The sequence below is a fragment of the Salinisphaera sp. LB1 genome (assembly GCF_003177035.1).
Taxonomy (GTDB): domain Bacteria; phylum Pseudomonadota; class Gammaproteobacteria; order Nevskiales; family Salinisphaeraceae; genus Salinisphaera.
The window spans coordinates 921,729-936,768 of sequence record NZ_CP029488.1 but is presented as its reverse complement, the minus strand read 5'-3'; the positions used below and the strand labels follow the sequence as shown (position 1 = coordinate 936,768).

Genomic DNA, 15,040 nt, shown 5'->3' with positions numbered 1-15,040 from the left:
GCAAGAATCGGATATTCTTGCCGGGCTATCGCAATAGCAATCAGTCGCTCCGTAGCGTCGCGATCACGGTATACGGCGCGAGCGTTTGCGGAAACCTGACCTGTCCTTGGCAGCTAAAATCCCGGTAGCAACTGGTTTCAGTTCGGTTTCTTTGGCTATTAAGCCATAATTTGAGTGATGCGACGCTCGTTCACTACGGCTTTTGTCGCAGCGGGCCGCTCGTGCCGCCACGGCGGGGCGTGCCTCCGCAGCTTCGCGCGCTTGGATGGCGTCAGCGCTTGCTGCCGTGCACCAGGCACGCCACGCTCGCGCCGCCTTTTAAGTTACGCACAAAGTTCGGCGGCGCGACCGAGAGGGTTCAATTAGAAGTTCCTAAAGGCCTCAGGCCTTCTGAGCCGCAAGTTTTGCCGCATCAATCCAGGGCTGGACGAGTTGGTGGTTGATGCCATTCTGACCGCCGAACGGACTGTCGGCGTTGAGCCAATTCTCCACTCCTTGCTCTGGCGTGTTAGCCGCATTAATGGCCAGTTCCAACTGCCCCAGTTGATCCGGGGTGAATCTGATGGCGTTGAGAAATGCGTAGGCGTCCGGCTTATCCTGCTTTAGCCCCTGCCGAACGATGCTGTACAAGTGCTCGTTGTGGCCGCTAATCAGCCCTTTGGGGTCGTCCAGATAGCGAATACGATAGACACTGAACGCCCAGTTAGGTTTGTATAGCGTGACCACGATCGGCTGTTCGTGCCGCACCGCATCAGCCAAAGCGTTGAGCATTTTGGGGGTTGTCGACGGAATGAGCTTGTAGCCGCTCAGATCGTAGCCCGGCATAACCTTGTTCTCGACGATTTTCATCTCGCCTGCGCCGGGCTCTATCCCGATAATCTTGCCTCCAAACTGCTTTGAGTAGGCGGGAAGGTCGGCGATACTTTGCGCGGCCACGTAGTCAGGAACCGCCAGACCCAGGTTGGCGGTGCCTTCATACCAGGGATTGAGTCTGACGACCTTGTCGCCATACTGGTCCCAGTACATGCGGTGGGTTCTGGGCAGCCATACATCCTGGAACGCATCCAGTGTTCCGTTGGCCACACCCTTGAACAAATCATCCACGCCGCGCTTGGCAACCGTCACCTTCTGATAGCCCAAGTCGTTTTCCAGAATCACTTTGCTCAGGTAGGCCAGCGCGACATCCTCGTTCCAGCCGACATTGCCGATTGTCAGCGTCTTGCCACGGGTTGCCGCCAGGGAACGGGAGATGCCGGTGCTACCCAACAATACAGCCCCCGAAAGGTATCCGCCCAGCTTGAGAAAATGGCGCCGATCCATCGCTGTGGGTCCGGTTGTTGTCGAAGTCTTATTGTTTTTATCAGGCATGACATGGCCCTCCGTTCAGCTTATGTTCTGAATAACCTATATGAGTCATGAAGGCAAGCCGGCCCGATCGGCGATCATGGGTTCGTTGGTGGCATCGATTCGTTGCCCGTATCGTGTACGGCTGCGGAAAACCAACGAGGGAGTGTTTGCGCGTTGCATTGCGCCGCATGCATTTGTGTGCGCCCACTCATGTATCTGTCATGGGTTGCCATGCTGTTCTCGGCCGGCACGGGCGGCGGGTTGATGTTCTTTGGCGTGGTCGAGCCAGCGCTGCACTCCGCCAACCCCCGACCGGGCAGGTCAACACCGCGTCCGCGGCCGAGGGGGAAATGCGCAACACCTTCTTTCATTGGGACACGGCGGGGCGATCTCGGTGCCGCGTTGGGGCTGGCGCTGGCTTATTCGACTTCTGTCGTGGTGTGTTGCTGAGCATCAAGCCGACGTTGTAGCTGTTTTATCGGCAAGTGCACATCGGCCGCGACCGGCACGGCCGATGTGCTCACGCTGTTCGGGGTGGCGGTCTCGATCGGTATGGGTGCGTAGCAGGTGACCGCGGACGGTGGCGACCATTGGCAGCGACGGCTTGAGACGCTCGTGTCGTCAACCCGGCGAAGCCAGGTCGAGACCGCCCTCAAGAACACCGTCAGGCCAGCGGAGGTCGACACGAGTTGGGCATGAGTACGGATCTATCACTCGAAGAGCATCGCTGCTATATCGATCTGGATTACACCGCATGGGTTGACTTCGTTTGCGGCGCCCGCCCGCCGTTTCGCTACGCTGTCGTTCGCCATGGGCGCGCTGCCTGAGCGCCGGGACGATAGCCGCGATCGCAGCCATTATCGCGCGATGATCTATCTGCGCGAGGGTGGCCAGCAATACGCGTGGTCGGGTACACCCGGACGCAGCTGATCGGCAACATCCTCGATCAGTACGCAAAGCACCGGCATTTCCTGCATTTAATGCGCGATTAGTCGCATCCGTAGCCCGGCGCTTGTGGGCGGCGGGTTTTTTCGTCGTCGGTGATGAATCCCAATCGGTTATCCTTGACGCCGTTTTCGCCAGCCCGGATGTTCATGCGCTCAAATCCGCTCGCCCTGACTGCCGTGCCGCCGATGATCAAATGGCTCCTGATCGCCAACGGCATCGGTTTTCTGCTGCGCATCTACGATCCGCAGTTGATGATCCTGCATTTCGCCTTGTGGCCGCTGGGAAACTACCCGGTGGCCGCGACCGGCATCAGCGTCGGCTTCAAGCCTTGGCAGCTGGTCAGCTACGCTTTCCTGCACGCGAACTTCTTCCATCTGTTTTTCAACATGTTCGGGCTGTGGATGTTCGGCCGCGTGCTGGAACAGGTGTGGGGACAGGCGCGATTCCTGCTGTTCTACACGGTGTGCGTAATCGGGGCCGGGCTGACGCAGCTGGTGGTGGTGTCATTCATCCAGTCCGGACCGGTCGCGCCGACACTGGGTGCCTCGGGCGGCGTGTTCGGCATTCTGCTGGCCTTCGGCATGATGTTTCCCAATGTGCGCGTCATGCTGCTGATTCCGCCGATCCCGATGCCGGCGAAATATTTCGTGCTGGGGTACGGCGCACTGGAACTGTTTTTCGGCGTCACGGGCACCGAGGCCGGCGTGGCACATTTCGCGCATCTCGGCGGCATGGCGTTCGGCTTCATTCTGCTGATGATCTGGCGGCGCCAGGGGCGCCTCGGCGGGTGAGGGCATGATGTACCACTGGCCCGCCGTGCCGCCGCACCGCGCCGTTGCGCGCGTTGTCACGCCATGAACAGCGTCCTGCTTCACCGCATATTCGGGCTGGTATTCTGCACCGTAGGTGCGATGACGGCCATCAGCGGGTTTTTGTTCTGGTTCGACCCGCCGGACGTGCCACTCAACAATGTCTTCCTCGCGGCGATGGTCGGGGTGGGCGTGATTGCCTTCATCGGCGGCCTGGGGATTTTTCGACGCTTGGCGGCGGCGCGCTGGGCCATGATCGTGCTGGCGGGGCTGGTGCTTTGTGTGGACGCGATCGGTATCGGTCACGCGATCTGGATCGCCAATATCGGCGCACTCGTTATCCTGCTCACGGCGGTCATGCCGCTAGTGCTGGCCATTTCGGCGCTCTACGAACTCGGTCGTCCGGCGCGCGATACGCACTGAAGGCCGGGCCGCCGACCATAACGGCGGCCCGGCGAACACAGGGCCCGGAACGCCGGCGTATCGCCCGGCGCCGGCGCTTTTTCGCCCCATGCGGCTTTGCGGTCGTCCACCGTCGCCCGGCGGTTCATCGGCGCGCCCTGCCGGGCGCGCATTTACGCTGCTAGACGCTGACGTTGAGCGTGACCTCGATGTTGCCGCGGGTGGCGTTCGAATAGGGACAGACCTGATGCGCCTTGGCCACCAGGTCGTCGGCCGTATGTTGTTCCAGCCCGGGCAGCAAGATGTCGAGGGTTACCGCGATGCCGAAGGCGTCGCCCGACGGGCCGATACCTACGTGTCCGGTGACCCTGTGGTCCTCGGGCAGCTTGATCTTCTGTTGGCCGGCGACGACCTTCATCGCGCCGATGAAGCACGCTGAATAACCCGCCGCGAACAGTTGCTCCGGATTGGTGCCGTCGCCGCCGGCGCCGCCGAGTTCCTTTGGCGTCGACAGTTTCACGTCCAGGACCTGGTCCGAACTCGCCGCGCGACCGTCCCGGCCGCCGGTTGCGGTGGCTTCGGCCTCATAAAGAATCTTGTCGACTGCCATGGGGTTTCCTCAGGGGTTAAAATGGAGCCGTGAGATTGTCACGACATTATATTGCGCGCAACTAAAAGTGCCCATGAACATCCGGCGCGCCCTGTGGTCTTAAGCTAGGGCCTGTTGCCGTTTCGTGCGAGTCCGCGCCAAGCGCTGTTTTGCGGCAAGACGAGGCGTAGCGAATGTGGCGTAGTCATTCTACGCGAGAGAGCTACAACACTGGATTGCCGCAAAACAGCGCTTGACCCGAAGGGTTGGGCCGCCCAAAAAATTGACTATGGGCGCCCGGCGGCGTTGCGAGTCTGGGTCGTGGCACGCCACGACACGGCGACTCGCGCCTTGCCGGACACGATTTGCGGTCTCCAACGCGGCGCTCGCACGAAACGGCAACAGGCCCTAGAGTGATTGACAATCAACCGCGCGCCGCACCGCAATCCGCAGCGGCACCACGATATGAGCATCATGAAGACGCGTTTCCTCTGGCTGACCGCCCTCGTCGCTCTGCTTGCCGGCTGTGCTTCCGGGCCGGTCTACCGGCCCGCACCTGCGCCCGGCGATTTCGGTTACCGTGATACCAAGCTCACGGCCCAGCATTATCGCGTCAGCTTCGCCGGTGATGACGGCACGGCCCGCGAAACGGTCGAGAACTTTGCCCTGTTTCGGGCTGCGGACCTGGCGTTGTCGCACGGCGACGATCATTTTCGCGTGGTATCGCAACAGACATCGCCGATTACCGAGAACAGCGATGACGGCCCCACCGCCGTGGTGGGCTATGGCTGGGGCTATCCGTTCTGGGGCACTGGCATTGGTTACAGCACCGGCAGTGTGAGCCGTACACGCTATGAATGCGTGCTGCAGATCCAGATCGGCTCGAACGTGCCCGATCAGGGGCCCGACGTCTACGATGCGCGACAGGTCAAGCAGAACCTCGCGCCCGAAGTAGCGGCCAGGCAGCGATAAGCGATCACCGCGCCATCCCGGGCGCGTTGCGCGCCGCACCCGTTGTCGTGCCTTGCGGCCATAAGGCTATCGTCTGATGCATGCCCCGCGGGGGATTCCGTATGCTGGCTTAAACATACCGACATGAATGGATCCGATGACTGACAGCAATATCGAATCGGTTCTGCGCGAAGATCGCGTGTTCGAACCGCCCCGTGCGTTCGTCGATCAGGCGACGCTCAAGCCGGCCGATGTCGAGGCGCTGTATCGCGCAGCCGAGGAGGACCACGAGGGCTTCTGGGCCGATCAGGCGCGTCGGCAGATCGACTGGCACAAGCCATTCAGCCAGACCCTGGACGCCAGCAACGCGCCGTTTTTCAAGTGGTTCACCGACGGCGAGCTCAATATTTCCTACAACTGCCTCGACCGGCATCTCGAAAGCCGCGGCGACAAGACCGCGATCATTTTCGAAGCCGACGACGGCGAGATCGAGCACATCAGCTATCGCGAGTTGCATGCGCGGGTTTGCCGTTTCGCCAACGCGCTCAAGGCCAATGGCCTGGGCAAGGGCGACCGGGCGGTCATTTATCTGCCCAATGTGCCGCAGGCGGCGGTCGCCATGCTGGCCTGCGCCCGGATCGGCGCGATCCACTCGGTGGTCTTCGGCGGGTTCTCCGCGCCGTCGCTGCGCGATCGCATCGACGATGCCGAGGCCAAGATGCTCATCACCGCCGACGGCAACTATCGTGGCGGCAAGCTGATCCCGCTCAAGGAGGTGGCCGACAAGGCACTGTCCCAGGGCGGCGCGTCGATCGAAAAGGTCATCGTGCTCAAACGTTCGGGCACCGAGGTGACCATGACCTCGGGCCGCGACCTGTGGTGGCACGACGCCATCGACGGCCAGGCCGAGACGTGCGAACCGGAATGGGTGAACGCGGAGCACCCGCTGTTCATTCTCTATACCTCGGGCTCCACCGGTAAACCCAAGGGCATCCAGCACGCCACCGGCGGGTATCTGCTGGGCGCGATCTGTACCTGCCGCTGGGTGTTCGACCTGGGCGACGACGATGTGTTCTGGTGCACCGCCGATGTCGGCTGGATCACCGGACACACCTACATCGCTTATGGCCCGACGGCCTGCGGCGCGACCCAGGTCATGTTCGAAGGCGTGCCGACTTACCCGGAAGCCGATCGGTTCTGGAAAATGGTCGATACCCATCAGGTCACCATCTTCTACACCGCGCCGACCGCGATCCGCGCGCTGATGAAGCACGGGGATGAATTCCCGCAGCGTCATGCACTGGACAGCCTCAAGGTGCTGGGCACGGTCGGCGAGCCGATCAATCCGGAAGCCTGGATGTGGTACCGCAAGATGATCGGCCATGATCGCTGCCCCATCGTCGACACCTGGTGGCAGACCGAGACCGGCGGTCACATGATTACACCGATCCCGTCCTACACGCCCACCAAGCCCGGCTCCGTGACGCATGCGTTGCCGGGTATCTCGGCCGATATTCTGGATGAAGCCGGCAAGCCGGTGAACGATGCCGGTGCGGGCGGCGTGCTGGTGATCAAGAAACCCTGGCCGTACATGTTGCGCACCATCTGGGGCGACCCGGAGCGCTACAAGGAGACCTACTTCGGCATGTACGACGCCCATACCTACGTCGCCGGCGATTCCGCGCAGCGCGACGAGCAGGGCTATTTCCGTATTCTCGGGCGTATGGACGACGTCGTGAATATTTCCGGGCACCGTCTCGGTACGATGGAGGTCGAATCCGCCCTGGTCGCCCACGAGCAAGTGGCCGAAGCCGCCGTGGTTTCGCGCCCGCACGACGTCAAGGGCGAAGCCATTGTCGCCTTCGTGATCCTCAAGAGCGGCGAGGGTAGCGAGCAGTTGGCATCAGACTTGCGTAACTGGGTGGCAGAGCAATTGGGCGCCATCGCCAAGCCGGAAGAGATCCGGTTTGCCGACGGACTGCCCAAGACGCGTTCCGGCAAGATCATGCGTCGCCTGTTGCGTACGGTCGCCCGGGGAGACGAAGTCACGCAGGACGTTTCGACGCTCGAGAATCCGCAGATTCTCGAGCAGCTACAAGCCCGGGGGGCCTGACCCCCGGGGTCGGGTTAGGGGGTGGCCGGGCCGGCCGAGGCGCATAGCGCCCACCGGTGCCGGCCTTTTTTTTGCTAGCCTGATGCTGCAGTGCACCATCATGATGCCGGTTTCCGGCGTTCAAGGAATCCAACATGGCTAACGATGTGGTCATCGCCGCCGCGCAGCGTACGGCGATCGGCCGGTTGTCCGGTACATTGGCAGAGTTGCCGGCAAGCCGGCTCGGGGCCGCGCTCATCCGCGATACGCTGTCCCGTCATGAGATCGATCCCGATGTGATCGACGAAGTCGTACTCGGTCAGGTGTTGACCGCCGGTTGCGGTCAGAATCCGGCGCGCCAGGCGGCGCGGCACGCCGGCCTGCCCGACCGTGTTCCGGCGGCGACACTCAATCGCGTTTGTGGCAGCGGGCTGTCGGCCGTCATCGAGGCGGCCCGAATGGTCGCACTCGGTGACGTCCGTGTGGTGATCGCCGGCGGGCAGGAATCGATGAGCCAGGCGCCGCATCTGCTGCCGGGCTCGCGTCGAGGGCGCCGGCTGGGCGAGTGGCCGATGCAGGACAGCATGATCCATGACGGGCTGTGGGATGCGTTCAACGACTACCACATGGGCCGCACGGCGGAGAATGTGGCCCACAAGTATCGCGTCGCGCGCGCCGAGCAGGACGAGTTCGCCGCGGCCTCGCAACAACGCGCGGAACAGGCAGCCAAGCACGGCCGGTTCGAGGACGAGATCCTGCCGGTCGAGGTGCCGCAGAAGGCGGGCGATGCGATCGCCTTTGCTCGCGACGAGGGCCCGCGGCCGGGCGTGACCGCCGAAAGCCTGGCCGGCCTCAAGCCGGCGTTCCTGCACGACGGTACAGTCACGGCCGGCAATGCCTCCGGCTTGAACGACGGCGCTGCCCTGGTGGTGGTCACCACGGCGGCACGTTGTCGCGAGCTCGGGCTGACGCCTTTGGCGCGGATCGCCGGCTATGCCACGGTGGGCGTGGACCCGGCCTTGATGGGCATCGGCCCGGTGGTGGCCAGCCAGGCTTGTCTGCAACGCGTGGGCTGGTCGGTTCGCGATCTCGATCTGATCGAAGCCAACGAAGCGTTCGCGGCCCAGGCCATTGCTGTGAACCGGCAGATGCAATGGCCGCTCGATCGGGTCAACGTCAATGGCGGCGCGATTGCGCTTGGGCACCCGGTTGGTGCATCCGGATGCCGCATTCTGGTGACTCTGTTGCACGAAATGGGCAAACGCGAAGCGCGGCGTGGCCTCGCGACCCTTTGTGTGGGGGGCGGCCAGGGGGTTGCGCTGGCCGTCGAGCGCCCATGAACGCAAGCGCGGTGTTGGCGTAGACAAAGCCAATCATGGGCTTGGCGAAATCCCGGCCGGCGTGCCGGCCGGAGCGCCGATGTTGGCACCAAGCTTGCAGCAGTAGCGCTGCGTGGGTGATCTTGCGTCGTGTTGTCCTCCTCCAATGCGTTCGCGCTTGTCTTTCCCGCGATCACCCGCGTAATCGCGGCTTCCGGCCGGCGCAAATGCGCCGGCCGGTATTTTTTGGCGATCGTATTCCCGGGCTGATGGCTCGGGATGCCGGCGAAGTGCAAGTCCGGGGTGGCCTGAATGCATTGTGCAACGGATAATGGTGGGCATGTCGCGCCTGGCCTGGTTGTTCGCGCCCAGCGGAGAAAATGTATCCTTCGCGATCCGTTGCTGTGTCTCGGTGGCGCTTTCGCTGTGGCTGGCGTTCTATCTCGAACTGGATAACGCCTACTGGGCGTTCATCAATGTCGCGATCCTCATTCAGCCCTTGCCGGGCTTTCTGGTCGTGCGCGGCTTTGCGCGTCTGGCCGGCACCTTCGTGGCTGCCTGTGTCGCGATCCTGCTGATCGCACTGTTCGCCCAGAGTTACACGCTGTTCTCGGTCGCGCTGGTCGCCTGGGTGTCGGCGATGGTGTTCTGTGCCAGCCTGTTCCGTAATAATCTGTCCTACGGCTTTGTGCTGGCGGGCTATGTGGCGGTGATCATCGGCGTACGTGCGATGTCGGACCCGACCACGGTGTTTTCGGTGGCGGTGGCACGTTCGTCCGAAACCGCGCTGGCGGCGGTGGTGGCGGCGTTCGTGAGCGTGGTGCTGGCCCCGAGCGTAACCGCGCGGAAGTATTTCCAGGCCCGCGTGGATGCGCTCAAGGCAATTGGGCGGCAGTTCCGCGTGCTCGATCGTCCCTCGGACGAAGCCGATGGCGACAGCAACCCGAATACGCCGCACCCGCAGTTGCATGCGTTGGTGGAAAAGACGCTCAGGCTCGAGCATACCCGCCAGTACGCGCGTTTCGACGCGCCCGGCTTCGGCGAATATAACCGGCTGGCACGACGCCTGGATTATGAGTTGCTGTCGATTGTCAGCGCCATGGCCTCGCTGCAGGTGTATCTCGCCAAGCTCGGGCCCGCGGTTGACCGACGCCCGCTCGCGGCGCTCGATCGAGCTGCGGCATTACTGGAGGCCGATCCAGGCGACACGCGCGCCATCAAGCGTGCCTTCGGCAAGGCGTATAACGATGTGCTCGCCGACGCCCGTCTCGATGGCGACGAGGGGCACCGGGAACGCTCGTTGGTCGACTGGGTGGTACTCAGTCGCGCGCTGGATATGGCTAACCGCATGCGCGCCGCGGTGATCAAGCACGGCATGCTGATTGCAGAACGCGGCGCCGGCGCGCGCCACGCATCCCGTCGTAGCGAGTTCTCGACCGCCAACCCGATCGGGGAATCGGTCAAGGTCACGATTCGGGCGATCGCGGCCATGGGCTCGGGCGCGGCAATCTGGGCGACGCACGACGAGCCGGCACTGGCCGGGACCATGGTGCTGCTGTCGGTGCTGACGACGCTGTTCGCGCTGATGGACGATCCGGCAGGCGGCGCGCGCGGTTTCGGCATCGGCGGGCTTGTTGCCGGGGTGGCCGCTTTTTTCGTGAATTTCGTTTTTCTGCCGCCAGCGAACAGCTTCGCCATGCTGATGCTGGTGTTGATGCCCTGTGTATTCGTCGCTGGGCTGGCAATGGTCAATCCGCCCACCGCGCTCATCGGCCGGGTGACCCTGGTGCAGTTTGCACTATTCGTGCATCCCGCCAACGACGGCAGCCGCCAGACATTGGTCGGTTTCCTTGAGACATTTCTGGGCGCGGAGCTGGCGGTCATTCTGGCGCTGGTCGCGTTCGCACTGGTGCTGCCGGTCAATCCGAGGCAGCTGTTGCGTGCGCGACTGGCCGGCATCTTCGGCGAGCTGGCCGCCGGCTTTGCCGAATCCCGTGAACGCTTCGAGACCCGGGTCTATGACCGGCTGGTCAAACTGCCGACGACGGCCGATCAGGGCGAATTTCATGTCTCGGCCCGCCAGGCGGCCTTTGCCGCGGTCAACATGGGGGTCGAGGCCCGCTCGCTGCGTGTGCTGGCCGATCGCGCTGGCTTCAGTGACCGTACCCGGGCCGCCATCCATGATGCACTTGTGGGGCTCGAATCTTTGTTCAAGCGGGGTTACCCGCGCGTCGAGCGGGTGTTCGAAATGCAGGTCGAGGCCAATCGACTGGCCCGGCGGCTGCTCGATGAGGCGTTGACCTTCTCGCCGCGCAAGCGTATGCGCTACGGCGTTCGGGCCTCGGTCTCGGCTGAACTGATGGCCGCCGCACTGGCCGATTACGGGCAGGCACGCGAGAATACCGAGGGTCGGCAAATTCGCCTCGGGGAGGCCGATCGTGTTACCTGAAACGATAACCATCGGCGGCATCTATCTGCCGGTCTTCCTGGGTTTTCTGGCCGCAACCGGCGTGGTGTATTTCATCCTGCGCTGGTTCGCCCAGCGCCTGCATCTCTATCGCCTGTTCTGGCATCCAGCGCTGGCGGGCGCGGCGGTGTTCGTGATCCTGTTGTCCTGCCTTCTGCTCTGGTTCGGCCCCTGAGCGTGGCCGTGCTTATGATTTTGTGAAGCCCTGGTGAGTTGATGGCCAATCCCAAGAATATTCTGAAAACAACGGCGCGGGTGGCTGCCACGCTCGTGGTCGTGGCAATCGCGGGCGTGCTGGGCTGGTTCGCCTGGCAGCACTACGTCTATGCGCCCTGGACCCGTGATGCGCGGGTGCAGGCCGACGTCATCAACATCGCACCCGAGGTGTCCGGCACGGTGACCGATGTCGCCGTGGCCGACAACAGCTATGTCCGCAAGGGGCAATTGCTGTTCAAGATTCAGCCAATACGGTTCAAGCACGCGGTGGCCGAAGCCCGTGCCTCGCTGGCCCAGGCCCGGGCCCAGGAACATTACGCACAGCGTAATGCCCGTCGGCTCGAAAAACTCTCGCCGGGCGGCGTGTCGACGCAGAATCTGCAGCAGGCGCAGTCGAATGCCGAATCCGCCCGCGCCTCGGTCGCCCAGGCCAAGGCCAAACTCGCGCAGGCAAAACAGAATCTGCAATGGGCCACGGTGCGTTCACCGGTCAACGGCTATGTCACGCATCTGCTGCTCGACCAGGGCGACTACGCCACCCAGGGCTCGTCGGCGATGACCCTGGTCGACGCCGAAACCTTCCGTGTCACCGCTTATTTCGAAGAAACCAAGCTGGCAAAGATTGCGGTCGGCGATCCGGCCGACATCACGCTCATGGCCGGCGACACCCATCTCAAGGGGCATGTCGCAAGTATTGGCCGCGGCATTGCGGTCGGCAACAATGCGCCGGGCGAGCGCAATCTGCCCAACGTGAGCCCGACATTCCAATGGGTACGGCTGGCCCAGCGTGTGCCCGTGACGGTCGCCTTCGACCGGCGGCCGCAGAAGCTGCCATTGTCCGTAGGCCTGACCGCGACCGTGCATGTTCATCCCAAGGACAGCGACACCGGCGGCTATGCGGCCTCCGCGCACAAGGGCAACCTGCGCTGGTCGCCGGCCCGGCGTGGGCAGTTTGGCGACAAAGATCACGCCGGGCGATCGTCGCCGTCCGCCGGGGCGAACGGCGACGGCAACCATTGACGCCGCTTAGCCGGCCGTGCCCGGCGGGCGGCCGACGTCTTCGAGCCGATCGACGCGGCGCAGCGCCGGGAACAGCCACAGCCATGCGCCGGCGACGGCGAGCGTGCCCAGACCGCCGAGTACCACCGCTGGCACGGTGCCCAGCAGGCCGGCGGTGACCCCGGATTCGAATTCGCCGAGCTCATTCGAGGCCCCGATGAACAGCATGTTCACGGCGTTCACCCGGCCGCGCATGGCATCGGGTGTGGCCAGTTGGATGAGCGACGAGCGCACGAACATGCTGATCATGTCGGCCGCGCCCATGACGGCCAGCGCCAGGAACGACAGGGCGAAGTCGGTGGACAAGCCGAACACGATCGTCCCGAGACCGAATACGGCCACAGCGACGAACATGGTCGGCCCTGCGCGGCGGTTCAGCGATACCCGGCTCAGATACAGTCCCATGGCGAACGCGCCGACGGCCACCGCGCTGCGCAGGCCGCCGAGGCCGGCCGGGCCGGTATGCAGAATCGAGTGGGCGTAGACCGGTAGCAGGGCGGTGGCGCCGCCCAGCAGTACGGCGAACAGGTCCAGCGAGATGGCGCCGAGAATGATTGGCCGGGAGCGCACGTAAACGATGCCTGCGGTAAACCGGGCGAAGGCGCTCTGGGTCGTGGTGTCGGCCTTGGCCGGCAGCGGGCGGCGAATCAGCGCCACCGAAGCGGCAGCAACGCCGAACAGGGCCGCGCATACCGCATAGGCGACGCTGGGCCCGGCCAGATAGATCGCGCCGCCAATGGCCGGGCCGCCGATGACGGCGATCTGGAAAACGGACGAATTGATCGCGATCGCCTTGGGCAAGCGCGCTTCCCCGACGATTTGCGGCAACAGCGAGGTCAGGCTCGGCCCCGAAAATGACCGGGCGACGCCGAACAGCGCCAGCGTTGCGAAAAAACCGATGGGCGACCGGGTGCCGGACAGCGTGAGTACGAGGAAGATCAGCGAGACCAGCGTCATGATCGCGGCACTGGCGATCAGCAGCAGGCGCCGCGGCAAGCGGTCGGCGGCATCGCCGGCCGGCAGTACGAGCGCGGCCATCGGCAGAAACTGGGCGAGCCCCACCCAGCCCAGCGTCAGCGCACTGTGGGTCATGGCGTAAAGCTGCCAGCCCACCACCACAGACTGGATCTGTACTGCGGTGGCCGCCGTCAGCCGGCTGGTCAGCAGTTTGAGAAAGGCCGAATCGCGCAGAACGCTATCGGCCGCCGGAGTCAACGCGCCACGCATAAGCGCGGGATTGTTGCATAGTCCAGTGGGCTGTGCCTCAGCTGTAGCGGATGGCCTCGATTTCCAGTTCGCGGCGCGATTCGGGCAGTTGGACTTCGACCACGTCGCCGGTGCGCTTGCCGAGCAGGGCCCGGGCGACCGGAGAGTGGAGACTGATCGCGCCGGTGGCGGCATTGGTTTCGTCCGCGCCGACGATGCGATAGCAATGCCGCGAGTCGTCGGCATCGACGACATCGACCCAGGCCCCGAAGAAGACTTGGTCCGGGTTGTCGGTTCGCGGCGACACCGCGGTCAGTTCGTCGACCCGCTTGCCGAGATAGCGCACGCGCCGGTCGATCTCGCGCAACTCCTTCTTGCGATAGATGTACTCGGCGTTTTCCGAGCGATCGCCCTCGGCCGCGGCATCCGCCAGCTTGCGCACCACGAACGGGCGTTTCACGCGCCAGAGATGATCCAGCTCGTCGGCCAGCGCCTGCCAGCCTTCACGGGTGATGTAGTCGCGCTTGGCCATGTCGGGTCCGTCGGTAAAACAGGCGCAGCATAAACCAGGACGCAAAACGGGTCAGCGCTGCACCGAGGCCGTATCATCGAGCGCCCACGGGCCGCGCAGCGGCTGTAAGCGGCCGGCCCGGCCGCTGCGGGCGCTGGCCCGTGTGGGATGGCGTGTTTCAGGCAACCCCGCCCATCGAGCCGGGCGGCGGTGGCAGATCGTCCGGCACGAAGAAGTCCGGCCAGAGTTCCTGGCTCGGGTCGACCGCATAGACCGAGAAATCGGTCACGCCCGCTTCGGCCAGGATCCGGTCGTCCATACAGAATTGGCCGGTGAATTCGCGCGCCGGCCGGGTGAGGATGACGTGCGCGGCGTCGGCCACGATATCCGGCGTGCGGCAGTGCTGGCGCAGTTCCTCGCCGCCGATGAGGTCGATGGCGGCGGTGGCGATGCCGGTACGCGGCCACAGGGCGTTGAAGGCAATGCCCTCCTCGCGGAATTCCTCGGCCATGCCCAGCACGCACAGACTCATGTTGTATTTCGCTATCGAATAGGCGACGTGCGGGGCGAACCACTTGGGCTGAAAATCCAGCGGCGGCGAGAGGTTAAGCACATGCGGGTTTTCCGCCTGCCGCAGATAGGGAATACAGGCCTGGCTGACCAGAAACGTGCCGCGGCCGTTGATCTGGTGCATGAGATCGTAGCGCTTGGCCGGCGTGTCCGTTGTCTGGGTCAACGAAATGGCGCTGGCGTTGTTCACGCAGATATCGATGCCGCCGAAATGCTCGGCGGTCTGGCGGACAGCCGCCTCGATCGCATCCTCGTCGCGGATATCGCAGACGATGGGCAGGGCATGGCCACCCGCGGATTCGATCTCGGCGGCGGCGGTATGCACGGTGCCGGGCAGCTTGGGATGCGGCTTGTCGGTCTTGGCCGCGATCGCGACGTTGGCGCCGTCGGCCGCGGCGCGCTTGGCGATGGCCAGCCCGATCCCGCGCGAGGCGCCCGTGATGAACAGCGTCTTGCCCGCCAGACTGGGCGCGGCGGGGTTTTTCAATTCGGCCATGGTCTCCTCCGAATGGTCGATGGGATGCGTGTTCCGTTTTGGGGCAAGGCCGGGCGCC

At 64.0% G+C, this 15,040-nt stretch carries 15 protein-coding genes; 10 read left to right on the top strand and 5 right to left on the bottom strand.

The window, feature by feature from the left end; all coding sequences use genetic code 11:
- Positions 1 to 381 precede the first annotated feature (381 nt).
- On the bottom strand, positions 382 to 1,368 hold the full coding sequence (locus SALB1_RS04275) for a glycine betaine ABC transporter substrate-binding protein (RefSeq protein WP_109992726.1): 987 nt from the start codon (positions 1,366 to 1,368) through the stop codon (positions 382 to 384).
- 189 nt (positions 1,369 to 1,557) lie between these two features.
- Between SALB1_RS04275 and SALB1_RS19825 the strand changes: the two genes are divergently transcribed.
- From SALB1_RS19825 to SALB1_RS04260, 4 genes are all read left to right on the top strand, one after another.
- Positions 1,558 to 1,797, top strand: a complete 240-nt coding sequence (locus SALB1_RS19825; RefSeq protein WP_109992725.1) for a BCCT family transporter — start codon at positions 1,558 to 1,560, stop codon at positions 1,795 to 1,797.
- 245 nt (positions 1,798 to 2,042) lie between these two features.
- Positions 2,043 to 2,174, top strand: a complete 132-nt coding sequence (locus SALB1_RS19425) for a hypothetical protein (RefSeq protein ID WP_255414494.1) — start codon at positions 2,043 to 2,045, stop codon at positions 2,172 to 2,174.
- A 267-nt stretch (positions 2,175 to 2,441) separates the two neighbouring features.
- The gene (locus tag SALB1_RS04265) at positions 2,442 to 3,086 is read left to right on the top strand and encodes a rhomboid family intramembrane serine protease (RefSeq protein WP_109995268.1); all 645 of its coding nucleotides are present in this window, start codon (positions 2,442 to 2,444) and stop codon (positions 3,084 to 3,086) included.
- 63 nt (positions 3,087 to 3,149) lie between these two features.
- The gene (locus SALB1_RS04260) at positions 3,150 to 3,527 is read left to right on the top strand and encodes a hypothetical protein (RefSeq protein ID WP_109992724.1); all 378 of its coding nucleotides are present in this window, start codon (positions 3,150 to 3,152) and stop codon (positions 3,525 to 3,527) included.
- A gap of 160 nt (positions 3,528 to 3,687) precedes the next feature.
- Here SALB1_RS04260 and SALB1_RS04255 read toward each other — a convergent pair whose 3' ends face one another.
- Complete coding sequence (locus tag SALB1_RS04255; protein ID WP_109992723.1) at positions 3,688 to 4,116, bottom strand: organic hydroperoxide resistance protein; 429 nt, start codon at positions 4,114 to 4,116, stop codon at positions 3,688 to 3,690.
- A gap of 453 nt (positions 4,117 to 4,569) precedes the next feature.
- Between SALB1_RS04255 and SALB1_RS04250 the strand changes: the two genes are divergently transcribed.
- The 6 genes from SALB1_RS04250 (at position 4,570) to SALB1_RS04225 (ending at position 12,160) form a co-directional block, all read left to right on the top strand.
- Positions 4,570 to 5,067 (top strand): hypothetical protein, encoded by a 498-nt coding sequence (locus SALB1_RS04250; RefSeq protein ID WP_158590619.1) that lies wholly within the window; start codon positions 4,570 to 4,572, stop codon positions 5,065 to 5,067.
- 127 nt (positions 5,068 to 5,194) lie between these two features.
- Positions 5,195 to 7,159 (top strand): acetate--CoA ligase, encoded by a 1,965-nt coding sequence (gene acs, locus SALB1_RS04245; RefSeq protein ID WP_370453232.1) that lies wholly within the window; start codon positions 5,195 to 5,197, stop codon positions 7,157 to 7,159.
- A gap of 134 nt (positions 7,160 to 7,293) precedes the next feature.
- Positions 7,294 to 8,478: an acetyl-CoA C-acetyltransferase gene (locus tag SALB1_RS04240; RefSeq protein WP_109992721.1), complete on the top strand. Its 1,185-nt coding sequence runs from the start codon at positions 7,294 to 7,296 to the stop codon at positions 8,476 to 8,478.
- Positions 8,479 to 8,797: 319 nt separating this feature from the next.
- Positions 8,798 to 10,906, top strand: coding sequence for an FUSC family protein (locus SALB1_RS04235; protein ID WP_158590618.1), 2,109 nt, complete (start codon positions 8,798 to 8,800; stop codon positions 10,904 to 10,906).
- On the top strand, positions 10,896 to 11,099 hold the full coding sequence (locus SALB1_RS04230; protein WP_199678691.1) for a DUF1656 domain-containing protein: 204 nt from the start codon (positions 10,896 to 10,898) through the stop codon (positions 11,097 to 11,099). Before SALB1_RS04235 ends, SALB1_RS04230 begins: the two co-directional genes overlap by 11 nt.
- A gap of 41 nt (positions 11,100 to 11,140) precedes the next feature.
- Entirely contained in the window at positions 11,141 to 12,160 is a 1,020-nt protein-coding gene (locus SALB1_RS04225) for an HlyD family secretion protein (RefSeq protein ID WP_109992719.1), read from the top strand.
- A 6-nt stretch (positions 12,161 to 12,166) separates the two neighbouring features.
- On the opposite strand, the gene SALB1_RS04220 is transcribed toward SALB1_RS04225, so the two are convergent.
- The 3 genes from SALB1_RS04220 to SALB1_RS04210 form a co-directional block, all read right to left on the bottom strand.
- A complete protein-coding gene (locus tag SALB1_RS04220; RefSeq protein WP_179950704.1) occupies positions 12,167 to 13,426 on the bottom strand; it encodes an MFS transporter in 1,260 nt (419 codons plus the stop codon).
- 37 nt (positions 13,427 to 13,463) lie between these two features.
- On the bottom strand, positions 13,464 to 13,937 hold the full coding sequence (gene greB, locus SALB1_RS04215) for a transcription elongation factor GreB (RefSeq protein WP_109992718.1): 474 nt from the start codon (positions 13,935 to 13,937) through the stop codon (positions 13,464 to 13,466).
- A 157-nt stretch (positions 13,938 to 14,094) separates the two neighbouring features.
- The gene (locus SALB1_RS04210) at positions 14,095 to 14,982 is read right to left on the bottom strand and encodes an NAD(P)-dependent oxidoreductase (RefSeq protein WP_109992717.1); all 888 of its coding nucleotides are present in this window, start codon (positions 14,980 to 14,982) and stop codon (positions 14,095 to 14,097) included.
- Positions 14,983 to 15,040 lie beyond the last annotated feature (58 nt).

Bases quoted from the DNA above. Each gene is read 5' to 3' on its own strand.
- SALB1_RS19425 (WP_255414494.1), top strand. From the start codon at position 2,043: ATGAGTACGGATCTATCACTCGAAGAGCATCGCTGCTATATCGATCTG.
- SALB1_RS04250 (WP_158590619.1), top strand. From the start codon at position 4,570: ATGAAGACGCGTTTCCTCTGGCTGACCGCCCTCGTCGCTCTGCTTGCC.
- SALB1_RS04275 (WP_109992726.1), bottom strand. From the start codon at position 1,368: ATGCCTGATAAAAACAATAAGACTTCGACAACAACCGGACCCACAGCG.
- SALB1_RS04240 (WP_109992721.1), top strand. From the start codon at position 7,294: ATGGCTAACGATGTGGTCATCGCCGCCGCGCAGCGTACGGCGATCGGC.
- SALB1_RS04255 (WP_109992723.1), bottom strand. From the start codon at position 4,116: ATGGCAGTCGACAAGATTCTTTATGAGGCCGAAGCCACCGCAACCGGC.
- SALB1_RS04220 (WP_179950704.1), bottom strand. From the start codon at position 13,426: ATGCGTGGCGCGTTGACTCCGGCGGCCGATAGCGTTCTGCGCGATTCG.
- SALB1_RS04265 (WP_109995268.1), top strand. From the start codon at position 2,442: ATGCGCTCAAATCCGCTCGCCCTGACTGCCGTGCCGCCGATGATCAAA.
- SALB1_RS04210 (WP_109992717.1), bottom strand. From the start codon at position 14,982: ATGGCCGAATTGAAAAACCCCGCCGCGCCCAGTCTGGCGGGCAAGACG.
- acs (WP_370453232.1), top strand. From the start codon at position 5,195: ATGGATCCGATGACTGACAGCAATATCGAATCGGTTCTGCGCGAAGAT.
- greB (WP_109992718.1), bottom strand. From the start codon at position 13,937: ATGGCCAAGCGCGACTACATCACCCGTGAAGGCTGGCAGGCGCTGGCC.
- SALB1_RS04235 (WP_158590618.1), top strand. From the start codon at position 8,798: ATGTCGCGCCTGGCCTGGTTGTTCGCGCCCAGCGGAGAAAATGTATCC.
- SALB1_RS19825 (WP_109992725.1), top strand. From the start codon at position 1,558: ATGTATCTGTCATGGGTTGCCATGCTGTTCTCGGCCGGCACGGGCGGC.
- SALB1_RS04225 (WP_109992719.1), top strand. From the start codon at position 11,141: ATGGCCAATCCCAAGAATATTCTGAAAACAACGGCGCGGGTGGCTGCC.
- SALB1_RS04260 (WP_109992724.1), top strand. From the start codon at position 3,150: ATGAACAGCGTCCTGCTTCACCGCATATTCGGGCTGGTATTCTGCACC.